This window comes from Flavobacterium sp. Leaf82, assembly GCF_001422725.1.
Lineage (GTDB): Bacteria > Bacteroidota > Bacteroidia > Flavobacteriales > Flavobacteriaceae > Flavobacterium.
This window is the reverse complement of record NZ_LMMA01000032.1, coordinates 611,133-634,802: the sequence shown is the minus strand read 5'-3', so window position 1 is coordinate 634,802 and position 23,670 is coordinate 611,133. Positions and strand designations below refer to the sequence as shown.

The 23,670-nt window shown below is 34.7% G+C and carries 18 protein-coding genes; 7 read left to right on the top strand and 11 right to left on the bottom strand.

The features are described from left to right. Positions 1 to 132: 132 nt before the first annotated feature. The 3 genes from ASF10_RS17290 (at position 133) to ASF10_RS17280 (ending at position 3,078) form a co-directional block, all read left to right on the top strand. Positions 133 to 786 (top strand): VOC family protein, encoded by a 654-nt coding sequence (locus tag ASF10_RS17290; RefSeq protein ID WP_056251661.1) that lies wholly within the window; start codon positions 133 to 135, stop codon positions 784 to 786. Positions 787 to 992: 206 nt separating this feature from the next. Continuing rightward, positions 993 to 2,564, top strand: coding sequence for an arylsulfatase (locus tag ASF10_RS17285; RefSeq protein ID WP_056251658.1), 1,572 nt, complete (start codon positions 993 to 995; stop codon positions 2,562 to 2,564). 112 nt (positions 2,565 to 2,676) lie between these two features. Then, positions 2,677 to 3,078, top strand: coding sequence for a tautomerase family protein (locus ASF10_RS17280; RefSeq protein ID WP_056251655.1), 402 nt, complete (start codon positions 2,677 to 2,679; stop codon positions 3,076 to 3,078). A gap of 260 nt (positions 3,079 to 3,338) precedes the next feature. Here ASF10_RS17280 and ASF10_RS17275 read toward each other — a convergent pair whose 3' ends face one another. From ASF10_RS17275 to ASF10_RS17255, 5 genes are all read right to left on the bottom strand, one after another. Then, complete coding sequence (locus ASF10_RS17275) at positions 3,339 to 5,345, bottom strand: heavy metal translocating P-type ATPase (RefSeq protein WP_056251653.1); 2,007 nt, start codon at positions 5,343 to 5,345, stop codon at positions 3,339 to 3,341. A gap of 427 nt (positions 5,346 to 5,772) precedes the next feature. Further along, a complete protein-coding gene (locus ASF10_RS17270; RefSeq protein ID WP_056251651.1) occupies positions 5,773 to 7,014 on the bottom strand; it encodes an efflux RND transporter periplasmic adaptor subunit in 1,242 nt (413 codons plus the stop codon). Between the two features lie 2 nt (positions 7,015 to 7,016). Continuing rightward, positions 7,017 to 8,369, bottom strand: a complete 1,353-nt coding sequence (locus tag ASF10_RS17265) for a TolC family protein (RefSeq protein ID WP_082472453.1) — start codon at positions 8,367 to 8,369, stop codon at positions 7,017 to 7,019. Positions 8,370 to 8,380: 11 nt separating this feature from the next. Further along, complete coding sequence (locus tag ASF10_RS17260) at positions 8,381 to 11,533, bottom strand: efflux RND transporter permease subunit (protein WP_056251648.1); 3,153 nt, start codon at positions 11,531 to 11,533, stop codon at positions 8,381 to 8,383. Positions 11,534 to 11,628: 95 nt separating this feature from the next. Next, positions 11,629 to 11,952, bottom strand: a complete 324-nt coding sequence (locus ASF10_RS17255; protein ID WP_241774974.1) for a DUF6660 family protein — start codon at positions 11,950 to 11,952, stop codon at positions 11,629 to 11,631. 318 nt (positions 11,953 to 12,270) lie between these two features. On the opposite strand from ASF10_RS17255, the gene ASF10_RS17250 reads away from it, so the two are divergent. Beyond that, the gene (locus ASF10_RS17250; protein ID WP_056251645.1) at positions 12,271 to 13,392 is read left to right on the top strand and encodes a hypothetical protein; all 1,122 of its coding nucleotides are present in this window, start codon (positions 12,271 to 12,273) and stop codon (positions 13,390 to 13,392) included. Positions 13,393 to 13,402: 10 nt separating this feature from the next. Beyond that, positions 13,403 to 14,176 carry a porin family protein gene (locus ASF10_RS17245; RefSeq protein WP_056251643.1) on the top strand — a complete coding sequence of 258 codons (774 nt, stop codon included), beginning with the start codon at positions 13,403 to 13,405 and terminating at the stop codon, positions 14,174 to 14,176. A 3-nt stretch (positions 14,177 to 14,179) separates the two neighbouring features. On the opposite strand, the gene ASF10_RS17240 is transcribed toward ASF10_RS17245, so the two are convergent. The 5 genes from ASF10_RS17240 to ASF10_RS17220 form a co-directional block, all read right to left on the bottom strand. Then, the gene (locus ASF10_RS17240) at positions 14,180 to 14,767 is read right to left on the bottom strand and encodes a chemotaxis protein CheB (protein ID WP_056251641.1); all 588 of its coding nucleotides are present in this window, start codon (positions 14,765 to 14,767) and stop codon (positions 14,180 to 14,182) included. Beyond that, positions 14,749 to 15,558, bottom strand: a complete 810-nt coding sequence (locus ASF10_RS17235) for a CheR family methyltransferase (RefSeq protein ID WP_056251638.1) — start codon at positions 15,556 to 15,558, stop codon at positions 14,749 to 14,751. Before ASF10_RS17235 ends, ASF10_RS17240 begins: the two co-directional genes overlap by 19 nt. Positions 15,559 to 15,565: 7 nt before the next feature. Continuing rightward, positions 15,566 to 15,931 (bottom strand): response regulator, encoded by a 366-nt coding sequence (locus ASF10_RS17230; protein WP_056251636.1) that lies wholly within the window; start codon positions 15,929 to 15,931, stop codon positions 15,566 to 15,568. Positions 15,932 to 16,134: 203 nt separating this feature from the next. Further along, complete coding sequence (locus ASF10_RS17225) at positions 16,135 to 19,704, bottom strand: response regulator (RefSeq protein WP_056251633.1); 3,570 nt, start codon at positions 19,702 to 19,704, stop codon at positions 16,135 to 16,137. Between the two features lie 15 nt (positions 19,705 to 19,719). Further along, on the bottom strand, positions 19,720 to 20,934 hold the full coding sequence (locus tag ASF10_RS17220; RefSeq protein ID WP_056251631.1) for a response regulator: 1,215 nt from the start codon (positions 20,932 to 20,934) through the stop codon (positions 19,720 to 19,722). 308 nt (positions 20,935 to 21,242) lie between these two features. On the opposite strand from ASF10_RS17220, the gene ASF10_RS17215 reads away from it, so the two are divergent. Together ASF10_RS17215 and ASF10_RS17210 are read left to right on the top strand one after the other, a co-directional pair. Beyond that, positions 21,243 to 22,091: an SDR family oxidoreductase gene (locus ASF10_RS17215; protein ID WP_056251627.1), complete on the top strand. Its 849-nt coding sequence runs from the start codon at positions 21,243 to 21,245 to the stop codon at positions 22,089 to 22,091. A 212-nt stretch (positions 22,092 to 22,303) separates the two neighbouring features. Then, positions 22,304 to 22,564, top strand: coding sequence for a SemiSWEET family sugar transporter (locus ASF10_RS17210; protein WP_056251625.1), 261 nt, complete (start codon positions 22,304 to 22,306; stop codon positions 22,562 to 22,564). A gap of 152 nt (positions 22,565 to 22,716) precedes the next feature. On the opposite strand, the gene ASF10_RS17205 is transcribed toward ASF10_RS17210, so the two are convergent. Continuing rightward, positions 22,717 to 23,547: a hypothetical protein gene (locus ASF10_RS17205; protein WP_056252239.1), complete on the bottom strand. Its 831-nt coding sequence runs from the start codon at positions 23,545 to 23,547 to the stop codon at positions 22,717 to 22,719. Between the last annotated feature and the right edge of the window lie 123 nt (positions 23,548 to 23,670).

The following is a 23,670-nucleotide window of genomic DNA, read 5'->3' as shown; positions in this document are numbered from 1 at the left end:
GAGAAATTCTTATCATAATTTACTATTCTTTCATTGAAGTATAAAATAGCTTGTCAATCGTAATCCGGTATTCATTTTTTAAATTTGTTTAAAACGAAAAGAAGTCTTTTTTCTTTTATAAAAAATACCATCATGAAGTTACAACACATCCAGATCCAGACAAACAATATTCAAGAAACAGCATCATTTTATCAAGATATTCTTGAACTTCCAACTATAGAAAAAACCTCAGATTCAGTTACAATTCAGGCAGGAAATTCAACTTTAAAATTTATTAAAAATCTTCAGTTTAAATCTATTCATCATTTTGCTTTTAATATTCCGGAAAACAAACTTGATGAAGCCATTGATTGGTGCAAAAGTAAAGTAGAATTAATTATTATTGAAGATCAAAAAGTCATTACCAATTTTGAAAACTGGAATGCAAACGCCGTTTATTTCTATGACAACAATGGTAATTTATTAGAATTTATTGCCAGACATGATCTCAATAATGCACAAACGGAAGCTTTTAGTTCTAAATCTATTTTGAATATCAGCGAGATCGGAATCGTGAATGAAAATCCATTAGAACTGGGAAAACAATTAATCGCAAAACACGGATTAGAGTTTTTTTCTAAAAATGCCAATAGCGATTTTTTTGCTGCCGTTGGCGATGATGAAGGTTTATTGATTCTGGTACAGCCTAATAGAAACTGGTATCCTACGCTAACACCATCTGAAAATAATAAAACAGATATTCGAATAGAAAACGACAAAAACCATGTTGAACTGTCTTTTGATTGATCAATAAAATATTTTTAATTGCAAGCCTGATTCTAAAGTATCAGGCTTTTTTTTATGTTTCATTTTCTAACTTTTTTTGTTTCATTTTATAAAATGGAACATACTTTCTAATAAGCCAATTACTTAAAAAAGATAACTTTACATCTACTCTTTTACATCTTTTGCTTCCCCATATTTTCCATTACAAACTTCTTAAAAACAATTTTATGAATTTATTTAAAAGATTAAAACGTAACGAATCAATAATGAAATTTGCGTTAATGGCTTTATTGTTATTCGGAATTTCAATAGATGGTCTTGCACAAAAAGACAAATCAAAACCCAATATTCTTATCATCTTTGGTGATGATGTTGGAGTTACAAATGTAAGCGCCTACAGCCGTGGATTAATGGGATTTACAACTCCCAATATCGACAAAATAGGTAATGATGGAGCTGTTTTTATACAGTATTATGCCCAACAAAGCTGTACTGCAGGTCGTGCAGCACTAATTACAGGACAATCTCCTTATCGAACCGGATTAACGAAAGTTGGATTACCGGGATCGCCTGTTGGTTTGCAGAAAGAAGATCCAACTATTGCCGAATTCCTAAAACCATTAGGTTATATGTGCGGCCAGTTTGGTAAAAACCATCTTGGAGATCAGGATAAATATTTGCCAACAGAACATGGATTTGATGAGTTTTTTGGAAATCTATATCACTTAAATGCTGAAGAAGAACCAGAAAATCCGGATTATCCAAAAGGTGCAGAATTTAAAAAAGCATTTGGTCCTCGTGGAGTTTTAAAAGCAACTGCAGGAGGAAAAGTAGAAGATACAGGACCGCTGACTAAAAAAAGAATGGAAACGGTTGATGAAGAATTTTTAGCTGCTGCCAAAGATTTTATTACACGATCAGCTAAAGCGGGAAAACCATCTTTTACCTGGTTTAACAGTACCAGAATGCACGTTTTTACCCATTTAAAACCTTCATCTTTAGGAAAAACAGGTCTTGGAACTCAGGCTGACGGAATGGTGGAACATGATGCAATGGTAGGCGAACTTTTAAAATTATTAGACGATCTTAAAATTGCCGATAATACCATCGTAATCTGGTCTACAGATAATGGCGCAATGAAAAATCAATGGCCTGACGGAGGCTCTTCTCCTTTTCGTTCTGAGAAAGACACGAACTGGGAAGGCGCTTATCGTGCTCCCGCCGTTGTTCGCTGGCCAGGAGTTATTAAACCCGGAAGCAATTTAACCGGACTATTTTCTGCCGAAGATTGGCTGCCTACTCTTGTTGCTGCAGCTGGAGGTGATCAAAACTTAGTGCAAAGTGCACAAAATGGTGTTCAGGAAGGTGGTAAAAACTTCAAAGTGCATTTAGACGGTTACAATCAATTATCGTATCTAAAAGGTCAAACTGCAAGTAATCGCCATGATTTTATCTATTTTGATGATGATGGTAATTTGGTGGCTTATCGTGATGATCGTTTTAAATATACTTTTGCGGCTCAATATGCAAAAGGAATGGAAATATGGCGCGACCCAATGGTCAAATTAAGAGGTCCGTTTATAATTGATTTATTAGCAGATCCTTTTGAATATGCCGTTGATGGCTCTATAGGATATGAAAAATGGATGATTGATCGTGCATTTTTGATTTTACCCGCAGTATCAAAAGTCGCTGCGTATCTGGAAACCTACCGTAAATTTCCACCGCGTCAGGCGCCGGCAACATTCTCAATAGATGAAGTTATTGCCAAATTGCCAAAACCACAAATCGAACGATAATAGCTCTAAATACAAAACCCCGAAAGTAATATTTCGGGGTTTTCTTTTAAATGGTGTTACTCTTTCAAAAAGAGCCTTTATCTTTGTTAGTACATTATTAAATTATACTAAAATGCCATTTGTTAGAATAAGCCTTCCTAAAAAACTTTCACTTGAAACTAAAAACAATATCTCTCAAGCTATACATCAATCTTTAATACAAGAATTTAATATTCCCGCAGCTGATTATTTTCATGTCATTGAAGAACTGGAAACGCATCAAATAAAATATCCTGAAAGTTACCTTGGGATTTCACATTCTGATGAAATTATTTATGTGCAAATTACAGCAGGACAAGGAAGATCTTTAGAACAAAAAAAGAAATTATACCATCAAATTGTGACCAGAATTGCTGCATCGACCCAAATTTTGATTAATAACGTGATCATTGTTTTATTAGAAAATAATGGTCTGGAGAATTGGTCTTTTGGTAATGGAGAAATTCAGGAACAAAAACATTTGAAGAAGTTGTAACCCCTTGAATCTTTTTTTTAAAACACATAGAACCATAGATTCTGTAAACTTATAAAAGGCGTTTCACTCACATTAACAAACATAGGTATGTGTGAAGAAACTAGTTTCTTTTTTTACACTCTTTTAAACATCTAAAACCTATGTTTCTATGTGTTTAATTATTTTTTTTGGATTACATCCAACAGTTTAATTATAATAAATAGAAAATCCCAATTCAAACAAATGAATTGGGATTTTTATATTTATAATGAAATGCTGAATTAAAACTTCATCTTCTGGATTCTCACAGCGTTTAATATTGCCAATAATGCGACTCCAACATCGGCAAAAACAGCTTCCCACATTGTAGCAAGTCCGCCGGCACCAAGAATTAGTACAAAAGCTTTTACGACAAAAGCTAAAGTGATATTTTGCCAGACGATTTTTTTCGTTTGTTTCCCAATGTTTATTGCCATTGCAATTTTGCTTGGTTTATCATCCTGAATCACCACATCGGCAGTTTCGATTGTAGCATCGCTTCCTAAACCTCCCATTGCAATTCCCACCGTACTTAAAGCGATTACCGGAGCATCATTTACACCATCGCCCACAAAAGCTACGGTTTCATTTTTGGCTTTAATCTCGTTTAGTTTATTCACTTTATCTTCCGGAAGTAAATCTCCGTACGCATTTGTGATTCCTAATTTATCAGCTACAAACTGTACAACATTCGTTTTATCACCACTAAGCATTGTTACTTTAACACCTAAGGCTTTTAGTTTATTCACCGCTTCTTGTGCATCTTCTTTAATTTCGTCTGCAATAGTCAGATATCCGGCAAATTTATTATCGTAAGCAATTGCAATTGTGGTATAGACAACTTCATTGGGATCTAAATCATATTTTATATTGAATTTATCCATTAATTTAAAATTCCCAACATGCAGTTCTTTTCCGTTTATTACCGCTTTTAAACCATGCCCTGAAATTTCTTCTACATTTTTTAATTCGATTAAAGCATCAATTTTACCTACATGATTATGAATTGCCGTTGCCACCGGATGTGTACTTTGGCTTTCTAAAACGTTGACTAATTTTAAGATTTCTTCTTTATCGAAACCTTCCTGAATAATGACTTCCTGAACTTTAAAAACACCTTCGGTCATGGTTCCGGTTTTATCCATCACCACATTCTGAATCGTCGAAATACTATCCAGAAAATTACTTCCTTTAAACAGAATTCCGTTTTTACTTGCAGCGCCAATTCCGCCAAAATACCCTAACGGAATACTAATAACCAAAGCGCAAGGACATGAAATTACCAGGAAAACCAAAGCTCTGTATAACCAATCGCTAAAGACATAATTATCTACAATAAGCCATGGCAACAAACAAATCGCAATTGCCAGATATACTACGATTGGCGTATAAATCTTGGCAAATTTGCGGATAAACAATTCGGCTGGCGCTTTTTTGGTCGTCGCATTTTGTACCATTTCTAAAATCTTAGAAAGTTTACTGTCTTTATATGCCGTTGTTACTTTTACCAGTGCAATCGTGTTTCCGTTGATCATTCCTGCAAGAACCGTTTCTCCTTTTACCTTGGTATCAGGTTTACTTTCGCCTGTTAAAGCAGCCGTATTAAACGAAGCTGTATCTGATAATAATTCTCCATCTAAACCTAGTTTTTCTCCCGCTTTAAGCTGAATAATCGATCCTATGGCAACATCAGCCGCTTTGACTTTTGTGGCAACATTATTCTCTAAAACGCTGACTTCGTCCGGACGCTGATCGAGTAGACTTTTTATATTCGATTTTGCACGACTTACCGCCAATCCCTGAAAGTTTTCTCCAATGGTATAAAACAGCATAACCGCAACACCTTCAGGAAATTCGCCAATGGCAAAAGCTCCAATCGTAGCAATACACATCAGGAAAAATTCTGAGAAAACATCGCCTTTTGTAATGCTTTCGTACGCTTCTCTCAAAACCGGTAATCCTACAGGCAAATATGCCACAATATACCAGGCAATTCTAACATAACCGGTAAACCAGGTTTGCGGAAAATAGTTGTCAAACCCAATACCTATAAGCAATAAGACAAATGAGATAATCGCCGGCAAGAACATTTTGAATAATCCTCCTTCTGCATTATGTTCATGATCGTGATCGTGTCCATGATCGTGTCCGTCATTTTCATTATGTACCGGTTCCTCATGCGAACAGCAGCAACTGGATTGTTTTGGTTTCTTTTTTATTATTTTTTCTTCTGTATGTGTATGTTCCATAAAAAATTTGTTTCAGGTTTCAGGTTTTCTTTGTTTCAAGTTTACCTGTAATAGTTGTTTTAACAGCCATTAAAATACTTTCTAAATTTACAATTTTTGTTGCAAATGTTTTCAAGTTGAACAATTTTAATCTCCCAAAGACGCAAAGTCACAAAGTTTTTAAGTTTCCACTGATTTCAAAACTATAATTAAATTGCCTTCAGCTTTAGCTGGAGATTTTATCAAATCAATTTGGGAGGCTTTAGTTGAAATGTTTTGGCTAAAGCCAGCGGCTTATCAACCGCTGAATTAAAAAATAATTCAATCTTTGTCGAGCTTCTCGTGAAGATTTCTCCTTCGTCGAAATGACAAATAGTGCGGTAAATATAAGTAAGATAGAAAAACCTCAGCACCTTAGAATCTTAGTAACTTAGAACCTTAAAAAAAATCAGTGCCCGTGCTCTCCTCCGCCTTTCATTGCAGAAAGTAAATAAAAAGCTCCTTTTGTCACAATTTTAGCATCAGAATCAATTTTGTCTACAAACTTTACTTCTGTAAACCCTAAATCTGTCGTTCCGGGAATCACTTCAATGGCTTTAAAATGAATTTCTTTTTCATGAGCTTTTCCCTCTTCAGATTTATTTTCCTGATGTTCTGCGTGTTCATCTTCCTGAACAAAAACAAAATACTTATCAGCATTTCGAACCACGGCATCTTTTGGTAACGCAGGAACGGTGGCATTTGTGATGTTGATATTCGCCGAAACGTACATCCCGGGAATCAATCCTTTTGCATCTGCCGATTCGATTTTAGCATGAACCGCGACCGTTTTACTTTCGTTAGAAAAGGATTTATTAATTCCAAATATCTTTCCTTTAATCGATTTGTTTGATTGATTTGTGAGCACAAAATCAATTATCTGCCCAATCGAGATAGAACCTAAATCTTTCTCGTAAACATTTAGATCCAGATGCATCTGGCTATTATCTACTACCTCAAACAAGGCAACTCCGGTTTGTGCATAAGCGCCTTTTGCGATTTTTATATTACCCACATAACCACTAATTGGCGCTACAATTGGCACTAACGAAGTACTGCCTTTTGTACTCACATGCAAAGCATCTAATTTGTTTTTTGCGGCTTGTGCTCTGGCTCTTTCTGCCGCCAATTTTGATTTTACTTCCTGAAAAACTTTCCTCGGATTTACATTTTCATCGCTTAAGGTTTTCTGGCGATTGTATTCTAATTGCAAATATTCAATATTGGCTGTAGCCGAATGATAATCTTCCTGCATTTCGATAACTTCCAGATTCTGAATCGTAGCCAAAACTTTTCCTTTGTTGACAAAAGTGCCTTCCAGAACAAAAATATCCTTTACAGTTCCTCCTATCAAAGTCGAAACTTCGGCAGAATTTTGTGGCGGAACGGTTGTGTAACCATTTGCTTTTATGACTTTATTCAGGTTTCTGTTCTCTACAAATCCAGTTTCGATCCCAACAGTTTTATATTGAGATTCGTTTAAGGCAACTTCTGTTTGGGACTTTTCTTCTTCCTGAGGTTCTTCTGTTTTCTTTTCATTGCAGGAAATTAATATTCCGCTGTAGGCTATAAGCAATAAGCTATAAGCTAATCTTCTTTGCGAACTTTGCGATACAATCTTTGTGAATTTTGCGGTTAAATTTATTTTCATTTTTAATTGTTTTTGAGGATTGGAAATTGAAGTTCTATAGCGCTTTGATTAAAAGTATGAGTTGCCTCTGTATATTGTTTTTTAATATCAATTGCCTGATTCAAAAAACTGATGTACGACCAATAACTCATATCGCCATTCGCATAACTTTTTTGTGCTGTATTAATAATCTGATCGGCATATTGCAAACCTTCATTTTGATAATATTCTAATGCTTTTTGCTGCTTGGCAAAATTGTTTTGCAATTCTTGTTTTTGCAGGTTCAGCGTTAATTTATTTTTATCCAAAGCCAACTGTGATTGCGAAATACTAATTGCCGATGCCTGAGCTTTTGCGGTATTCACACCACCAAACAACGGAATTTGCAATCCGGCGGTAAAACCCTGAAACAAGGATTGAGTATTAATAGTTTGAGCAAAATAACCCAAACCTAATTTTGGCGTTCGCATGGCTTTATACGTATTGGCTTCTTTTTGATAAACCGAGATTTGCTGCTCATAATAATCCGTCAATAAACTTTCTGCTTTCGTATTTTCCTGTTCTTTTAGAACGGTATATTGCAACGATGTTTGATCGTCAGGAATGATATTTTCATTGGTCTGAACAAAAAATTGCAATTGCTTTTGGTAAATCGCCAAATCATATTCTAATTGTGCTTTTTGCGTTTCGATCTCTTTTACTTTCGCTTTAGCGCTAATAACTTCAATGTTTCCGCTTTCTCCGGTTTGAAAACGCAGTTCTGCATTCTTTAAAAACTTAGTGTAAATATCATTGAGTTCCGAGTTTAATTTCTGAATCGAAACGCCATATAAATATTGATAATACGATAACGTTACGGCTTTTTCTATTTCATAAGAAGATAATGCTTTTCGTTTTTCGGCTAGTTTTACCAGTTCTTCCTGCAATTGACGATTGGCTTTTGTGATGTTTCCTATCGGGAAAAACTGCTGAATCGAAACATTATGATCAAAATCTACACTATTAAATTGTCCGCCCTGATATTGCACCTGAAGCGCTTCCGGCTGAAATGCTGTCTTTTTTAGAACGGTTTGTTTTTCTATTTCTTTATCGGCAATTTTTAAATCGATGTTGTTTGATTTGGCAAGTTCGATTGCTTTTTCTAAGCTGATTTTTCCTTGTGCTTGCGAAAATGTAGTGATCAATAGAAATGCAATTAACCACAATGTTTTATTGGCCAATTGGAGCGTGTTTAACCGCAAAGAGCGCAAAGGAAGATTCGCAAAGTTCGCAAAGGCTTTTTCTTTTGAATGCAGTAATAAAAGTTTTAAAAGTAAAGTTCGCAAAGGAATTATTGCAAAGTTTGTTTTGTCTAAGTTATATCTTGTGTCTTTCATCTTGTCTCTTTTTAATCTTCTTTGCGTTCTTCGCGTAAATCTTCGCGCTCTTTGCGGTTAAACTTCTTCTCTAAAAGCAAATACAAAATCGGTAAAACGATCAGCGTTAATAATGTTGCAGAAAATAAACCACCAATTACTACAGTTGCTAAAGGTTTCTGAACCTCTGCTCCTCCGCTCGTTGATAATGCCATTGGCAAAAATCCTAAAGAGGCAACAGCCGCAGTCATTAAAACAGGACGTAATCTCGTTTTGGTCCCTATTAAAACTCTATGCAACGGATCCAAAATTCCTTCGGTTTTGAGTTGATTGAAATACGAAATCAATACGATTCCGTTTAAAACGGCAATTCCGAATAAAGCAATGAAACCAATTCCTGCCGAAATACTAAACGGCATTCCGCGCATCCAGAGTGCAAAAACACCTCCAATTGCGGATAACGGAATTGCAGTAAAAATCAATGCCGCTTGTTTGAAACTTTTAAAGGTGAAATAAAGCAAAACCAAGATTAAACCTAACGCCATTGGCAATGCGATCGAAAGTCGTTTTGTCGCTTCGATTAAATTCTCAAACTGACCCCCATAGGTTACGTAATAACCGGCAGGAAGTTTAAAATTTTTATCTAATTTTTGCTGAATTTCCTCTACAACACTTTTAATATCGCGACCACGAACATTTAAACCAACGGTAATTCTGCGTTTTCCGTCTTCACGCGTGACCTGCACCGGACCTTGCTCATAATCGACCGTTGCTACTTGCGAAAGCGGTACTTGCTGTCCGTTTGGCAACGGAATAAACAAATTACTTACATCTGTAATATCTGCGCGATTGTCCTGATTCATTCTTACTACGACATCAAATCTTTTGCTTTCGTCATAGATTTTTCCGGCACTTTCTCCGGCAAACGACGAACGAATAATTTGATTGATGTCTGAAATATTCAATCCGTATAAAGCAATTTTATTGTAATCGTATTTAATGGTAATTTGAGGCAATCCGGTTACTTTATCCGCTTTTAAATCTCCAATGCCTTCAATGCTTTTAATCTTCGAAATTAACTCGTTTGCTTTAGCATCCAGAATTTCTAAGTCATCACCAAAAATTTTAATGGCAATATCGCTTCGGCTTCCGGTCATTAATTCGTTGAAACGCATTTGTATGGGTTGCGAAATCTCAATATTGGCTCCGGGAATTACTTCCATTTCTTCTTTCATGGCATTTGCCAATTCTTCCCAATTGTGATATTTTCGTCCCCATTCTTTTTTGTCTTTCAAAACAATAATCAAATCACCACTTTCTATAGGCATGGGATCTGTCGGGATTTCCCCGCTTCCTATTTTGGTTACAATGGTTTTTATCTCGGGAAATTTTGCTTTTAATATCTGCTCGTATTTTGTGGTCGTTTCTACCATCTGCGTAAGCGAACTTCCGGTCATAATAGTCGCATTTATAGCTAAATCTCCTTCTTCGATAGTTGGGATAAATTCTCCTCCCATACTATTAAAAACAATTAATCCGAATGCAAACAAACCAAGTGAAATTCCTAAAACGATCTTTTTAAATTGCAACGCTTTTTCTAATAATGGCGTATAAAATGACTCTAGCCAAGCCATCATTCTGTCGCTGAAATTTTCTTTGTGCTCAGTATTTTTAGATAAGAACAAAGCGCTCATCATAGGCACATAAGTCAGGGAAAGGATAAAAGCTCCGGCAACGGCAAAACCAACGGTCATTGCCATGGGTTTGAACATTTTTCCTTCGGTACCAACCAAAGCGAGAATTGGCAAGTAAACAATCAAAATGATGATTTCTCCAAAAGCTGCACTATTCCTGATTTTTGAAGCCGAATTATACACTTCGACATCCATTTCGGTTTGCGATAATTTTTTTTTGCGTTTCAGTTGTTGTAAATGATGCATGGTGGCTTCGACAATAATTACGGCTCCATCGACAATGATTCCAAAATCGATTGCCCCTAAGCTCATTAAATTTCCGCTTACGCCAAAAGCATTCATTAATATAACAGCAAAAAGCATCGCCAACGGAATTACCGAGGCAACGATTAATCCTGCACGAAGATTCCCCAAAAACAAAATCAGGACAAAAATCACGATTAAAGCGCCTTCTAATAAATTCTTTGTAACGGTTCCTATTGCATTATCGACTAGTTTTCCTCTATCAATAAAAGCTTCGGCAACTACCCCTTCGGGCAGACTTTTATTAATCTGGATCATTCTTTCCTTGATTCTGTCGACAACGGCGCTGGAGTTTTCTCCTTTTAGCATTAAAACCATTCCGGAAACAATTTCTCCTTTTCCGTCTTTTGTTGATGCGCCGTAACGCAGGGCAACACCTTCGCGGACTTCGGCAACATCACGGACTAAAACGGGTGAACCATTTCGGTTTTTAACGACCACATTTCCTAAATCATTCGTTCCTTTTGCCATTCCTACACCACGAATAAAATACGCTAATTGATCTTTTTCGATATAAGCGCCGCCTGTATTTTGGTTGTTTTTTTCTAAGGCATTAAAAATCTCTGTAATCGTAACACCCAAACTATTAAGGGTATTTGGGTTTACGGCGATTTCATATTGTTTTAGTTTTCCGCCCCAGGTACTCACATCTGCAACACCTTTAACGCCTTGCAATTGCGGAATAATAATCCAATCCTGAATGGTTCTTAATTTTATGGCGTCGTACTTGTTTTCATACCCTTTTTTGGCATAAACATCGTATTGGTAAATTTCTCCTAAACCTGTGGTAATTGGCGCTAATTCTGGTGAACCGGCATAGGCGGGAATATTTTCTTCGGCTTGTTTTAAGCGTTGAAATATTTGTTCTCTTGCCCAATAAATATCTACGTCGTCCTCGAAAACAACGGTAACAACTGATAATCCAAACCGCGAAATACTGCGAAGTTCTATAATATCCGGAACTGTTTTTACGGCTTGTTCCAGCGGATATGTAATTAATTGTTCGACTTCCTGACTTGCCAATGTAGGCGCTGTCGTAATGATCTGCACCTGATTATTGGTGATATCCGGCAAGGCATCTAGTGGTAATTGTTTGAGCGAATAGCTTCCCCAAGCTATTAATACAAGGGTAAGTAATAGTATGACGAACTTATTCCGTATACTAAACTGTATGATTTTATCTAACATTTTAATGGTATAATGGCGTGAGAAATTAGACAAGGTTTGTCTATTACTTTTGTGGAAAATCCACAACTCTCTAACCTGAATTTAATCAGGCATCATTATGCTATTTGTGGGGGTTGCCAAATGCTTCCGTAGAAATTAGAAGCAAAAACAGAATTATAATTGGGTAATGGGATTGAAATAATGGTATATGCAGCAGGAAAATCAAAACTTACTGTGCTTTGATAACTTAAAACCTGTGCTCCGCAGCAATTACAGGCACAAAACGGCGAACATAAATCATTGTCTTTATCATGCGTATGATTTGCTTCTGATGAAAACTGAGCAGTTTTATGTACAGCACTATCTACTTCCATATCTGCACAAGGCATATTTGAAAGCGCGATTAAATAAAGTGACAATATAATTGTAATCCATTTCACAAAACAAAAATAGTATTTATTTCTAATACAAAATCTAAATAATTGAAAATGATGGAAATGAAAAAGGATAAACTTCCTTCGGATTTCATTAAAATGCATTTTCCTAAAAATATACTTTCTTAAAAAAATATTAGAACTGGTAAGAAAATTTAGTTAACTTTAACAATAATTAACATATAAATTCAGTTCATACTTTTAAAGCCAAAATTCCTAATTGTTTATAAAACAAAAACTTAAACGCCACTTCCGCTAAAAATCTATTAGTCCCTGTTTATTTTACGCATTTCTATTAATTAACAATTTTAAAAACGAAAGTCAATGAAATATAATACACTACTATCAGTCTTTTTTTTATTTTTAAGTATGCAGATTTTTGGACAGGTATACACTGAAAAAATTGTAGGAGCGAAAAATCAGGAATTAAAAGACAGTCTTAAAGTCGAGGAATATCCATATGCTTTACCTATTTGGGGACAAAAAGTAGCTCAAAAAGGATATAAATTGCCTTATTCTGCGGGGCTTTCAGTAAATTATTTCTGGCAGGATTCTGAAATAAACATCAAAAATCTGCAAGTTGGTTTTAATAACGGACCATTATATAACCTGGATGAAATTGTACGTTTTGATAAATCTTCTGTCGAAGTTGGAGCGATTACTATCCGACCAGATATTTGGCTGCTTCCGTTTTTAAATGTGTACGGAATTTTTGGAAAAGCAAAACCTACAACTAAGATAAATGCGGGAATCTGGATTCCTGACGCGGATAATAACTGGTCTCAAGTTGCCAGTTTTAGTACTAAAGCTAATTTTGATGCCACTACATTTGGTTTTGGATTAACGCCTACAATTGGTATTGGCGGAGGATGGCTGGCGCTGGATATGAATATGTCCTGGAGTGATGTTAGTGCTCTGGATAAACCTGCTTTCTCGTATATTTTTGGTCCAAGATTAGGTAAAACGTTCAAACTGCGTAAACCGGAACGAAATATTGCAGTCTGGGTTGGTGGTTTCCGAGTTCATATTGAAGGAAACACGCAGGGAAACATCGCTTTATCTGATGTTTTGAATCTGGATAACGCTCAGGAAAAAGTAGATACCGGATTAACAAAAGTGTCTGAAAACCAAACAAAAGTAGATACCTGGTGGGACGGATTAACGGCGTCTCAGCAAAAAAATCCCGCCAATATTGCGAAACATAATACGGCAAACAGAGCTTTAGAATCTGCTGGAACTTTTTTAACGACTCTTGATGGTGCTTTGAGTACTGCAGGATCATCAACGGTACAATATTCATTACAAAAATCACCTAAAGATATGTGGAACTTTATTGTTGGATCTCAATTTCAATACAATAAACATATCATGTTTAGACTCGAAGCTGGATTTTTGGGTTCTCGTACACAATATTTAGCCGGTCTGCAATATCGCTTTGGACTTTAATTCTCATTATATGAAAAAAGGTTTATTATTACTTATCGCATTGTTTTGCATTTCTACGGCACGCTCGCAAGTTTTAATTTCCTTAATTTTTGGAGACAAACTAAATTCTCCTTTTCTTGAATTTGGTCTGGATGGCGGGGTAAATTTCTCTACAATTTCTGATCTGGAATCTTCAGGAACTAATGTAGGTTTTAATCTGGGTTTTTATTTTGATATTCGTTCTAAAAAAAATCCTGCCTGGATGATTAATACGGGCGTAATTGTAAAATCTCCTATGGGTGCGCACGGAATTCCGGTTTATTCTTTAAACGATGTTAATCTGGATAATACATTTGCGGGAGGAAGTGTAAATCGTGAAATACGCTATTTTAATGTGCCTATTTTAATTAAATATCAGTTTAAAAATAATATTTATCTTAAAACCGGGCCTCAATTGGGCTTACTTGCCAAGGCTTTTGATGAATTCAAGCAAGAATACGATAAAGATGATGTGATTTATAAAAAGAATATTCGCGATCAAATACGGGTTATTGATGCCGGGGTTGCTCTTGGCGTAGGCTATCACATGAATGTTGGAAACGGACTCAATGTAACGGTTCAATATTATTACGGACTTGTTCCCGTTATGAAGGGCGACGGACCTAATGTATACAACAGGTCTTTGTATGTAACGGCTGGTTTACCTATTGGTAAAGGAAAAGCAGCACAAAGAAGGGCTGAAAAAGAAGCAGAATTGAATAAAGTAATCCTTCCGGAGGATGAAGAAGTGAAACCTAAAAAATAAATCTTAAGTATTGATGTTACTAATAAATGTCAGGATCTCTTCATTTGTTAAAACAAAATCAGGATTTGCATTTAAAATAGCGTTGTTGGGCATAAAAGGCATATCTGCAGAAAGAGGATTTTGAACCGCAATTTTTCCTCCTGCGGCTTTAATAGCTTTCAAACCATACGTTCCATCAGTATTGGATCCTGATAATAAAATTCCCACTAAGGAATCGCCGTAAATTTCTGCGGCTGACTCAAATGAAACATCTATACTGGGACGGCTGTAATTGATTTTTTCTGAAATATCTAAAGAAAGTGTTTCGTTTTTTTCGAATAATAAATGATAATTTGACGGAGCAACATAGATAAATCCTGCGAGAAGTGGCGCTTTGTCCTCGACTACTTTAACCTCAATATTCGATTTTAGTATAATAAGCTCTTCTAATGTCTGATCATCTGTGCTTTTGCGATGCAATACGATTACGATTGCAAACCCGTTTATATTTTGCAAATCAGGCAGGATTTGCATTAAAGCATTTAAGCTTCCTGCAGATCCGCCTATAATAAGTACTTTACAGTTTGATATTGTTATTTTATCTTCCTCCATATTTTTTCTTTATCCAACTGTTTGTATTTACTCATACTAATAGAATATTTTATGGTTTCTTTTGTACCAAGTGCTAAAAAACCTAAAGTGGCTAAACTTTCATCGAATAAATTAATAACTCTTTTTTGAAGGTTATTATCAAAATAAATTAAAACATTGCGGCATAATATCATATCAAATTCATTGAATGATGTATCTGAAACTAAATTATGCTGTGAGAAAACCATTTTTTCAGCCAGTTCAGCATTAAATTTAGCGATACCGTAATTGGCAATATAATAACTTGAAAAATCTTCGAGCCCGCCGGAATCCCTATAGTTTTCTGAATATTCTTTCATCATTCGCAAAGGGAAAATTCCTTTTTTTGCTGTCTCTAATACAGTTGCATTAATATCTGTTGCATAAATTAAGGATTTATGCAGCAAACCTGCTTCTTTTAGCATTATAGCCATAGAATACACTTCTTCGCCGGTAGAACATCCTGCATGCCACAATCTAATAAAAGGTTTTGTGCCTAAAAGGGGTAAAATTTCATTTCTAACGATGGTATAAAAAGCAGGATCGCGAAACATCTCCGTAACATTTACGGTAATTTCATCGACCATCCTTTTATAATATTCCTGATCGTAACGAACTTTAGAAAGAAATTCATGAAAATGGGTAAATCCATCTAAATGCATTACTCTGTTTACACGCCTTTTTAATGAAGCACGGGAGTAACTGCTAAAGTCAAATCCATAATATTCGTATACATCATTAATAAGTGTTTCTAATTCGATATCCTCAATCATAATCTCCTCAAATTTTGCTCAAAATAGCAAGTAATTTATCTACATCTACCGGTTTTGAGATATACGCATCTGCTCCTGCTTCCAGACATTTTTCTTTATCGCCTATCATTGCCTGCGCTGTAACAGCAACAATATAGGCAGATCGTCTTTCTGGAATTGCCTTAATTATAGGAATTGCGTCGTAGCCATCCATTTCCGGCATCATCATATCGATTAAAATTGCATCGACAGGCTCGTCTGTACTCAATATTTTTAAAGCTTCTTCAGCACTTAAACAAGACAAACAATCGTATGATTTTGCACGTAAAGTGTGTTCTAAAGCAAAAATATTTCTAGAATCATCATCAATAATTAAGAGTCTTTTTTTATTCATTTCGTCCACCTTTTATTTTTTTTACGCCACGAATTCCACGAATTTGCACGAATTATTTTTTTAATGTTTGTGTAGCTAATTTTTCTTTTGCCACAGATTTCACAGATTCAAAAGATTTTTTAAATTAATCTGCAGCACTTCTCTTTATTCTCTACTCTTTCTTCTTTCTTCTATATTCTATAATCTTTCCTCTTTCCTCTTATCTAGATTTTATCATACAACCAAACTCTCAATAGCGAAAGTAACTGATCAATATCTACCGGTTTTGTAATATAATCTGATGCTCCGGCTTTGATGCATTTTTCTCTGTCGCCTGTCATTGCTTTGGCTGTTACGGCGATTAATGGTAAGCTTAAAAATTTAGGAATGCTTCTAATTTTTTCGGCTGTTTCATAACCATCCATATTTGGCATCATCATATCCAGTAAAACAACATCAGTATCAGGATGTTCACCTAAAATTTTAATTGCTTCTTTACCATCAAAAGCGGTAATAACGTTCATTTTAAAGACTTCAAGCGCTTTTGTCAGAGAATAAATGTTACGAACGTCGTCGTCTACAATCAATACCTTTTTATCATGCAGGATATTGTTTAGTAAATTTAGCTTTTTATGGCTTTCTTTTTTGTCTTTTCCATCTTTTTTATCTTCTACCAAGTGAAGGAAAAGTGATACTTCGTCTAACATTCTTTGGTAAGAATGCGCCGTTTTTACAATAATCGAATCCGCATATTTTTTAATTTTCACTTCTTCTTTCATCGACAAACTTTTTCCTGTAAATACAATTACCGGAAGATTTTCTAATCCCGGAGATTTTTTTACACCATCTAAAATTTGATAAGCGTGTTTATCCGGAATTCCCATATCAAGAATAACACAATCTACTTCTGTTTTATTTAAAGCTTCTAATCCTTGCGAAACTTCACTTTTTATTTCAGAGTTGATATTATATGTTTCCAGGAAATATGCCAATGCTTTAGCATGTTTTGGATTGTCCTCGATAATCAGGACTTTTTGTGCGTCTTTATTTATGATGTGTTCAATTCTTAAAAACACATCCGGAATTTTATCAAACGCAACCGGTTTATCTAAGAAATCAACTGCTCCTTTTAGTAAACTTTCCTGTTTTAGTTTATGCGATGACATAATATGAACCGGAATATGTTTGGTTTCTGAATGATTTTTTAATTCTTCCAGTACTTCCCAGCCACTTTTTATTGGTAATTCGATGTCTAACAAAACACCAACCGGATTATAAAGTAAGGTAAAGTTCAGGGCATAATCACCACGAACAGAAACAACACCTTTATATCCTTTTTGTCTGGTAAAACTCAAAAGTGATTTGGCAAAGTTAATATCGTCTTCTACAATAAGGATTACTTTATCTCCATCTTCAATTGAATCTCTGTCGTCTTCGATTTCAGCCGGAATAGTCTCGCTTATGTATTTTCTCTTTACAGGTTTTTCTTGTTCTTCTGACACCTCAGTAAATTCTGTTGGAGGAATTTTTTCTACATTGATTTTATGCATTGCAGATCCAAAAACAGGAAGGCATAAAGTAAACGTACTTCCCTGATTTACTTTACTGTGCAGGATTATTTCACCACGAAGCAGTTTTGCTAATTCCCTGCTGATTGATAATCCCAAACCGGTTCCGCCATATTTACGTTTTGTTGAACCATCTGCTTGTTGAAAAGCTTCGAAAATTAAAGGCTGTTTGTCTAACGGAATTCCTATTCCGGTATCTTTTACAATAAAGCAAATCACTTTATCATCGTCAGTATTTATTTTTATTTCTATACTAACTGTTCCTTTTTCCGTGAATTTAATAGCGTTGGAAATCAGGTTTTTTAGAATTTGTTCTAAACGCATTTTGTCTGTTTTAATGACAACTGGCGCATCTTTAGAAATAATTTCAAACTTAATTCCTTTTTCTTTAGCAACCTGATTAAATAAGTTCCATAAAGTATCTGTGATTTCTTTTGTTGAAACATCCAGGAATTCAAGTTCCATTTTACCTGCTTCAATTTTAGATAAATCCAGAATCTCGTCGATCAATCCCAATAAACTGTTTCCTGAACTCTGAATTACTTTGGCGAACTCAATTTCTTCAGAAACCATGCTTTTGTTATTGTTTTCAGATAACAATCGGCTTAAAAGCAGGATTGAGTTTAAAGGTGTTCTTAATTCGTGTGACATATTTGCCAAAAACTCTGACTTATAACGTGTTGTAAGTTCAAGTGCTTCAGATTTTTTCTGGATTTCGTTGTTTTTTTCTTCCAGTAAAACACTTCTTTCAGACAATTCTTCGTTGGTTTGTTCCAACTCTTCCTGTTGCACTCTTAGTTCCTCTTCAGAAGCTTGCAGTTTTTCTGTTTGAGCTTCCAACTCTGCATTAATAGCTTCTAATTCGCTATGCTGAACCTGAAGTTCTTCAGACTGGGATTTGGTTTCTTCTAATAATTCCATTACCCTTTTTCTGTTTTGAGTAGATTTAATTGCGATTCCAATATTATTCGAAACCGTTCTTAAAAACTCTAAATGCAAGTCAGAAAATCCGTAAATACTTGCCAGCTCAAGAGCGCCTTCTATCCTTGTATCTAACAATGGAACTGCCACAATATGAGTTGGTTTTATTTGTCCTAATGCATAATTAATGTGAATATCGTCCGGTGATAATGTTTTTAATTCCAATAATTTTCCTGAAATAATTGCCTGCCCAATTAAGCCTTCCCCTTTTTGAATACGCTCGCGGTTTTTACTTGGGATATAACTGTATCCTCCGCTTACATAAAGTTCATTTTCTTCCAGAACATACAAAACTCCCGCGCTGCTGTTAGTATATTGACAAACAAATTCAATAACATCTTTTGATAGTTTTTGAAGCGTTTTATCTCCCAGCATGACATTATTAAGATTCGCAACACCAGTTTGCATCCATTCTTTTTGCGATAACAGATCAAAAGAACTTTTTAGGGAAACTCCCATATTATTCAGCGATTCACCTACGCTGCCTAATGCATCAGCTTTTGTATCATCTACACGAATATCATAATTTCCGCTCGAAATATTACTCGCTATTGTACTAATCGCCTCAATTCTCTGCGCTGTTTCTATGTCTTTTCTCTCTAATTCGTTTTGAAGTAAAGCACGCTCATTAAAATCTTTTAAAATTCGGATTAAAAAGACAATCGAAATCAGAAAAGCGACTATAAAAGCAACAATAATCAAAATGATACTGTACATTCCGTATCGTTCTGAGTTTTGGTTGCGTTCTTTTAAAAGATTTTGTTCTGTATTTTCGACTGTTTTAATTTGAGAACGCAAGTCGTTCATCATTGTTCTCCCCTCGTTGAGATCAAATACTACGGCATCTTTTCCTAATCGTTTTTTTACAATTTGATTGTTGAGATATTTAAAAAAATTACTTCTTTGCGTTTTTAATTCTTTTAACTGCTGTTGCTGCGACGGATTATCTACAGTAAGTTCATTAACTTTTTCAAAATACGAATTCGATTTTATCTCTGCATCATTATAGCGCTGCACAAATTGCTCGTCGCCGGTAATCAAATATCCCCGCATACTGGTTTGTGCCTCTGTAATTATAGCTGAACCTTCGTTCAGGTTATAAATTACTTCCTGGGTATGATTGACCCAAAAATTACTGCTTAATAAGCTTTTTATACTTAGATAAGAAGCTGTAGAACTGATCATTAAAACCAGTAATGAAACAGTAGAACTTATGAGTAAATTTCTTCTAAAATTGCTCTTCATACATTTAAATTATAATTATTCGTATTTTAAAGGGAGTATAATAATAAAGCTGGCACCATGTCCAACCTGACTTTTTGCTGTGATTAATCCGTTATGTTTTTCGATGATTTTTTTAGCGATTGCTAATCCAATTCCGGTTCCTTCATAAGATTGGCGATCGTTTAAACTCTGGAAAATAATAAATATCCGATCGAGGTAAATTTCATCAAAACCTATTCCGTTATCTTTTACCGTGATTCGGCAAAATTTTCCTTCCGGAGAAGTTGAACTTTCAAAGGATTTTTCTGAAATTAATTCAGATGTAATTTCGATCAAAGGTTTTTGTGAATTTCCGGAGAATTTCAATGCATTCCCGATCAAATTCTGAAAAACCTGCCTCAACTGGCTCGGAATACTATCTATGGTAGGAAGTTCACTGGTTTTTATGGTAGCATTTTTTCTTTCGATAAGATAATCAAAATCAGAAAGTACTTCCTGCAAAACCACATTCAGGTCTGTAGATTCCGGTTTTACCTGAGATGATAATCTTGAATATGCCAATAAATCGGTAATTAAAGTCTGCATTCTTTCTGCTGATTTAATCGTACGATCTACATAATCTACCGCTTTTGCATCATCTGCGAGATAAAGCTCTTTGATGATTTTTATAAAAATCTGGATTTTCCGGATGGGTTCATTTAAATCATGCGATACAACCCATGAAAATTGCTGCAATTCGTGATTTTTCATCTCTAATTCTTCGTTTTTCGAAACCAGTTCCTTGGTTCTTTCGGCGATTTTAATTTCGAGATTATCCTGTGCTTCTTTCCTGATTTTTATTTCTTTAGACAGTAATTCTTTTATTCCTTTTAATTCATTTTGCTGCTCGTAGATTTTCAGGAAAGTTTTTACTTTTAAAATCAGTAAATCTGTGTCTACAGGTTTCGTAATATATTCTACCGCACCGGTTTCATATCCTTTAAAAATATATTTTTTCTCGATATTTAATGCTGATAAAAATATAACCGGTATATCCTTTGTGCGTTTATTGCCTGAAAGAATTTTTACTACTTCAAAACCGTCAAGTCCCGGCATTTGAACGTCCATTATAATAAGACAGTAATTTGTTTTAAGAATTTTCTTCAGGGCTTCTTCCCCGGATTCAGCAGTATCTACTTCAATATTATGCAGCTCTAATGTTTTTTTCAGGGCAATAATATTTGCCTTTATATCGTCTACGATTAATACCATACTGTCGTGGGGGAGTAAAGTTTTATGAATAAAATTTGTTTTTTTTAGTCTTGTATTATTTTATAAAATGACATTTAACACTATCTGATCCTAGTATTAGCGCCTGTGGCAAAACCTTCAAATTTATAAAAAAAAAGGAGAAAGAAATTTTATTGGATATGAAATTAGTTACATAATTCCCATGTTAAATAACCTTTGTAAATGATAATTCTATAAGTTTTATTGAGACAATTTTAGATTTGTTTCAGTTAATAGTTTAGGCATGTAATCGTTATTTTTAAAGTATGATTAACTCTAAAGTAAGTACTATGAAAACGATAAAAAAATTTCCGGAACAAAAGCAAAATCTTCCGGGTAACGAACATCAAATGAATCCTGAGCCTGAAATTATTAGAGAAAATTATGTTGGAAGCGGAAAACTCTTAGGTAAAGTTGCCTTTATAACTGGCGGAGACAGTGGTATTGGCCGTAGTGTTGCCGTACATTTTGCCAGAGAAGGTGCTAATATTGCCATTGTTTACCTTAAAGAAGATAAAGACGCCAAGGATACCAAAGCACTTATCGAGAAAGAAGGACGCGAATGTCTTATTATAAGCGGAGATCTAAAGGAGGAGAAATTTTGTAAAAGTGCCATAAAAAAATGCCACAGTGTATTTAAAAAAATAAACATTGTAGTAAATAATGCTGCCGTACAATTTCCTCAAAACGAATTAGAAAACATCACGGCTGCGCAGCTTCATAAAACATTCGAAACCAATATTTATCCGTATTTTTATATTTCTAAAGCTGCATTGCCATTTCTTTCAGAAGGCGATACCATAATCAATACAAGTTCAGTTACAGCCTATCGAGGCAGTGAACATTTAGCAGATTATTCCAGTACAAAAGGCGCAATTGTAAGCTTTACCAGATCGTTATCGACGATGCTTGCCAAAAAGAAAATACGAGTAAATGGCGTTGCTCCCGGTCCGATATGGACACCGCTAATCGTTGCCAGTTTTGACAACTTAGCTGATTTTGGAAAAGATAATCCTATGGAAAGAGCCGGTCAGCCTTCAGAAGTTGGTCCTGCTTATGTATTCCTGGCATGCGAGGACAGTAGTTACATCACGGGACAATTTATTCATATTAATGGAGGTGAAATGATTGGCGGATAAGGTTTTCTTTTAGAGTTACTAAGGTTCTTAGATACTAAGTTGCTAAGGTTCTGAGATGCTAAGGTTCTTAGATACTAAGTTGCTAAGTTTTTTTTCTTACTAACTTTTAGATAAACTCATATAATTAAAAAGACAATCTTGCTCCTGAATAAACATCTGAATTATGCGATTTAAAAAAACTTAGTCACTTAGAAACTAAAAAAAACTAAAAAATGAATTTAATAGATGTTGTTGGACTCTTTGCCGGAACTTGTGTTACGATATCCGTAATTCCGCAAATTATAAAAGTTTGGAAAACTAAAAAGGTAAAGCAAATTTCGCTTAAAACCTTTGGTATCCTTACTTTTGGAATACTAATCTGGATTATTTATGGCATCTTAAAAGAAGATTTACCCATTATACTAACCAACAGCGTTTCATTATGCCTGAATTTAATCATGGTTTATTTTATTATTTATTATGAAAAGGAGTGAGTTTATTGAAAAAGTACTAAGTTACTAAGGTTCTGAGAGACTGAGATTCTGAGAGATTGTATTTAAAAATCCTTTTTTTGAAAATATATTAAATAAAAAAACAGCCCGTAAAAGCTGTTTTTTCGTAATGTAGAAGTGATATATGATGCTTATTAGCTAGCTAGTTTTTGATTGTATGGCTTGTATGATAAATGGTATTTTTCTTTAAAAATACGTGGCAAATAGTGTCTTCCGGCTAATCCAGCGGCATTTATAACATCAGAAATATTGATATTCGAAATTCTTTTAATCTCGTTGATTTGCTTTGTTGCCAAGTTTAAAATAGGTTCAAATGTCTTGATATAGTTATAACTATGTTGCGCTACCTCCATATCTACAATTTCTTTTAATATTACTTTTTTAAGTAAATTTTTAACGATTCCTTGTTGAGGAAGCGCTTTAAGTTCCTGCCATTTTTCGGCAATTTTAAAATTCTCAGATCCTGTATAAATATAGTTTCCGGATTGCGTCATGAATCTTCTTTTTAACTGAGAGATCATTTCAAAATTCTCATCTTCAATATTTGCTTCGGTTGGCACTCCTATTAATGAGAACTGAATACGTTTGTGGCTTTCAAAATACAATACACTGTTTATAACCGAAGTATTACTCAAAATACCTGTTTGATTGTTTTTAAGGCTCTTTTTCTCTCCATTTGCCCCAAAACTGTGTGCTAGTTTTCCGTTTTCGCAATACACAAAAAATATTGGCGCAGATTGAAAAGATTCCATACTCAAGCTTACATCCTGATTTAATACAAGGTCAAAACTCAAATGCGACATTCTGTTATTTAAACAAACTCCGCTAATAGTTCCTTTTGCCCATTTTGATTTTATGATCAAATTGTATTCGTTATTATTGGTGATCAACTCACCATCAAAACTATCTTTAAGATCATTAAAAATAGTATCAAATCTTCCTGTATTTAAGTATAGTTTTTTCATGTTGGTCTGGTTTAATAAAACTGGTTTGTATTTATTTACGTACAAATTTTAGTTTTGGTTTTTTATCTTATTTTGATAATTCAAATTTCGCACATATTGCTAATCAATTTATTATACAATTTC

Excerpts from the sequence above, each read along its gene's own strand:
- ASF10_RS17290 (WP_056251661.1), top strand. The coding sequence starts at position 133 with ATGAAGTTACAACACATCCAGATCCAGACAAACAATATTCAAGAAACA.
- ASF10_RS17275 (WP_056251653.1), bottom strand. The coding sequence starts at position 5,345 with ATGGAACATACACATACAGAAGAAAAAATAATAAAAAAGAAACCAAAA.
- ASF10_RS17230 (WP_056251636.1), bottom strand. The coding sequence starts at position 15,931 with ATGAATAAAAAAAGACTCTTAATTATTGATGATGATTCTAGAAATATT.
- ASF10_RS17210 (WP_056251625.1), top strand. The coding sequence starts at position 22,304 with ATGAATTTAATAGATGTTGTTGGACTCTTTGCCGGAACTTGTGTTACG.
- ASF10_RS17205 (WP_056252239.1), bottom strand. The coding sequence starts at position 23,547 with ATGAAAAAACTATACTTAAATACAGGAAGATTTGATACTATTTTTAAT.
- ASF10_RS17280 (WP_056251655.1), top strand. The coding sequence starts at position 2,677 with ATGCCATTTGTTAGAATAAGCCTTCCTAAAAAACTTTCACTTGAAACT.
- ASF10_RS17250 (WP_056251645.1), top strand. The coding sequence starts at position 12,271 with ATGAAATATAATACACTACTATCAGTCTTTTTTTTATTTTTAAGTATG.
- ASF10_RS17260 (WP_056251648.1), bottom strand. The coding sequence starts at position 11,533 with ATGTTAGATAAAATCATACAGTTTAGTATACGGAATAAGTTCGTCATA.
- ASF10_RS17245 (WP_056251643.1), top strand. The coding sequence starts at position 13,403 with ATGAAAAAAGGTTTATTATTACTTATCGCATTGTTTTGCATTTCTACG.
- ASF10_RS17225 (WP_056251633.1), bottom strand. The coding sequence starts at position 19,704 with ATGAAGAGCAATTTTAGAAGAAATTTACTCATAAGTTCTACTGTTTCA.
- ASF10_RS17235 (WP_056251638.1), bottom strand. The coding sequence starts at position 15,558 with ATGATTGAGGATATCGAATTAGAAACACTTATTAATGATGTATACGAA.
- ASF10_RS17240 (WP_056251641.1), bottom strand. The coding sequence starts at position 14,767 with ATGGAGGAAGATAAAATAACAATATCAAACTGTAAAGTACTTATTATA.
- ASF10_RS17215 (WP_056251627.1), top strand. The coding sequence starts at position 21,243 with ATGAAAACGATAAAAAAATTTCCGGAACAAAAGCAAAATCTTCCGGGT.
- ASF10_RS17285 (WP_056251658.1), top strand. The coding sequence starts at position 993 with ATGAATTTATTTAAAAGATTAAAACGTAACGAATCAATAATGAAATTT.
- ASF10_RS17220 (WP_056251631.1), bottom strand. The coding sequence starts at position 20,934 with ATGGTATTAATCGTAGACGATATAAAGGCAAATATTATTGCCCTGAAA.
- ASF10_RS17270 (WP_056251651.1), bottom strand. The coding sequence starts at position 7,014 with ATGAAAATAAATTTAACCGCAAAATTCACAAAGATTGTATCGCAAAGT.
- ASF10_RS17265 (WP_082472453.1), bottom strand. The coding sequence starts at position 8,369 with ATGAAAGACACAAGATATAACTTAGACAAAACAAACTTTGCAATAATT.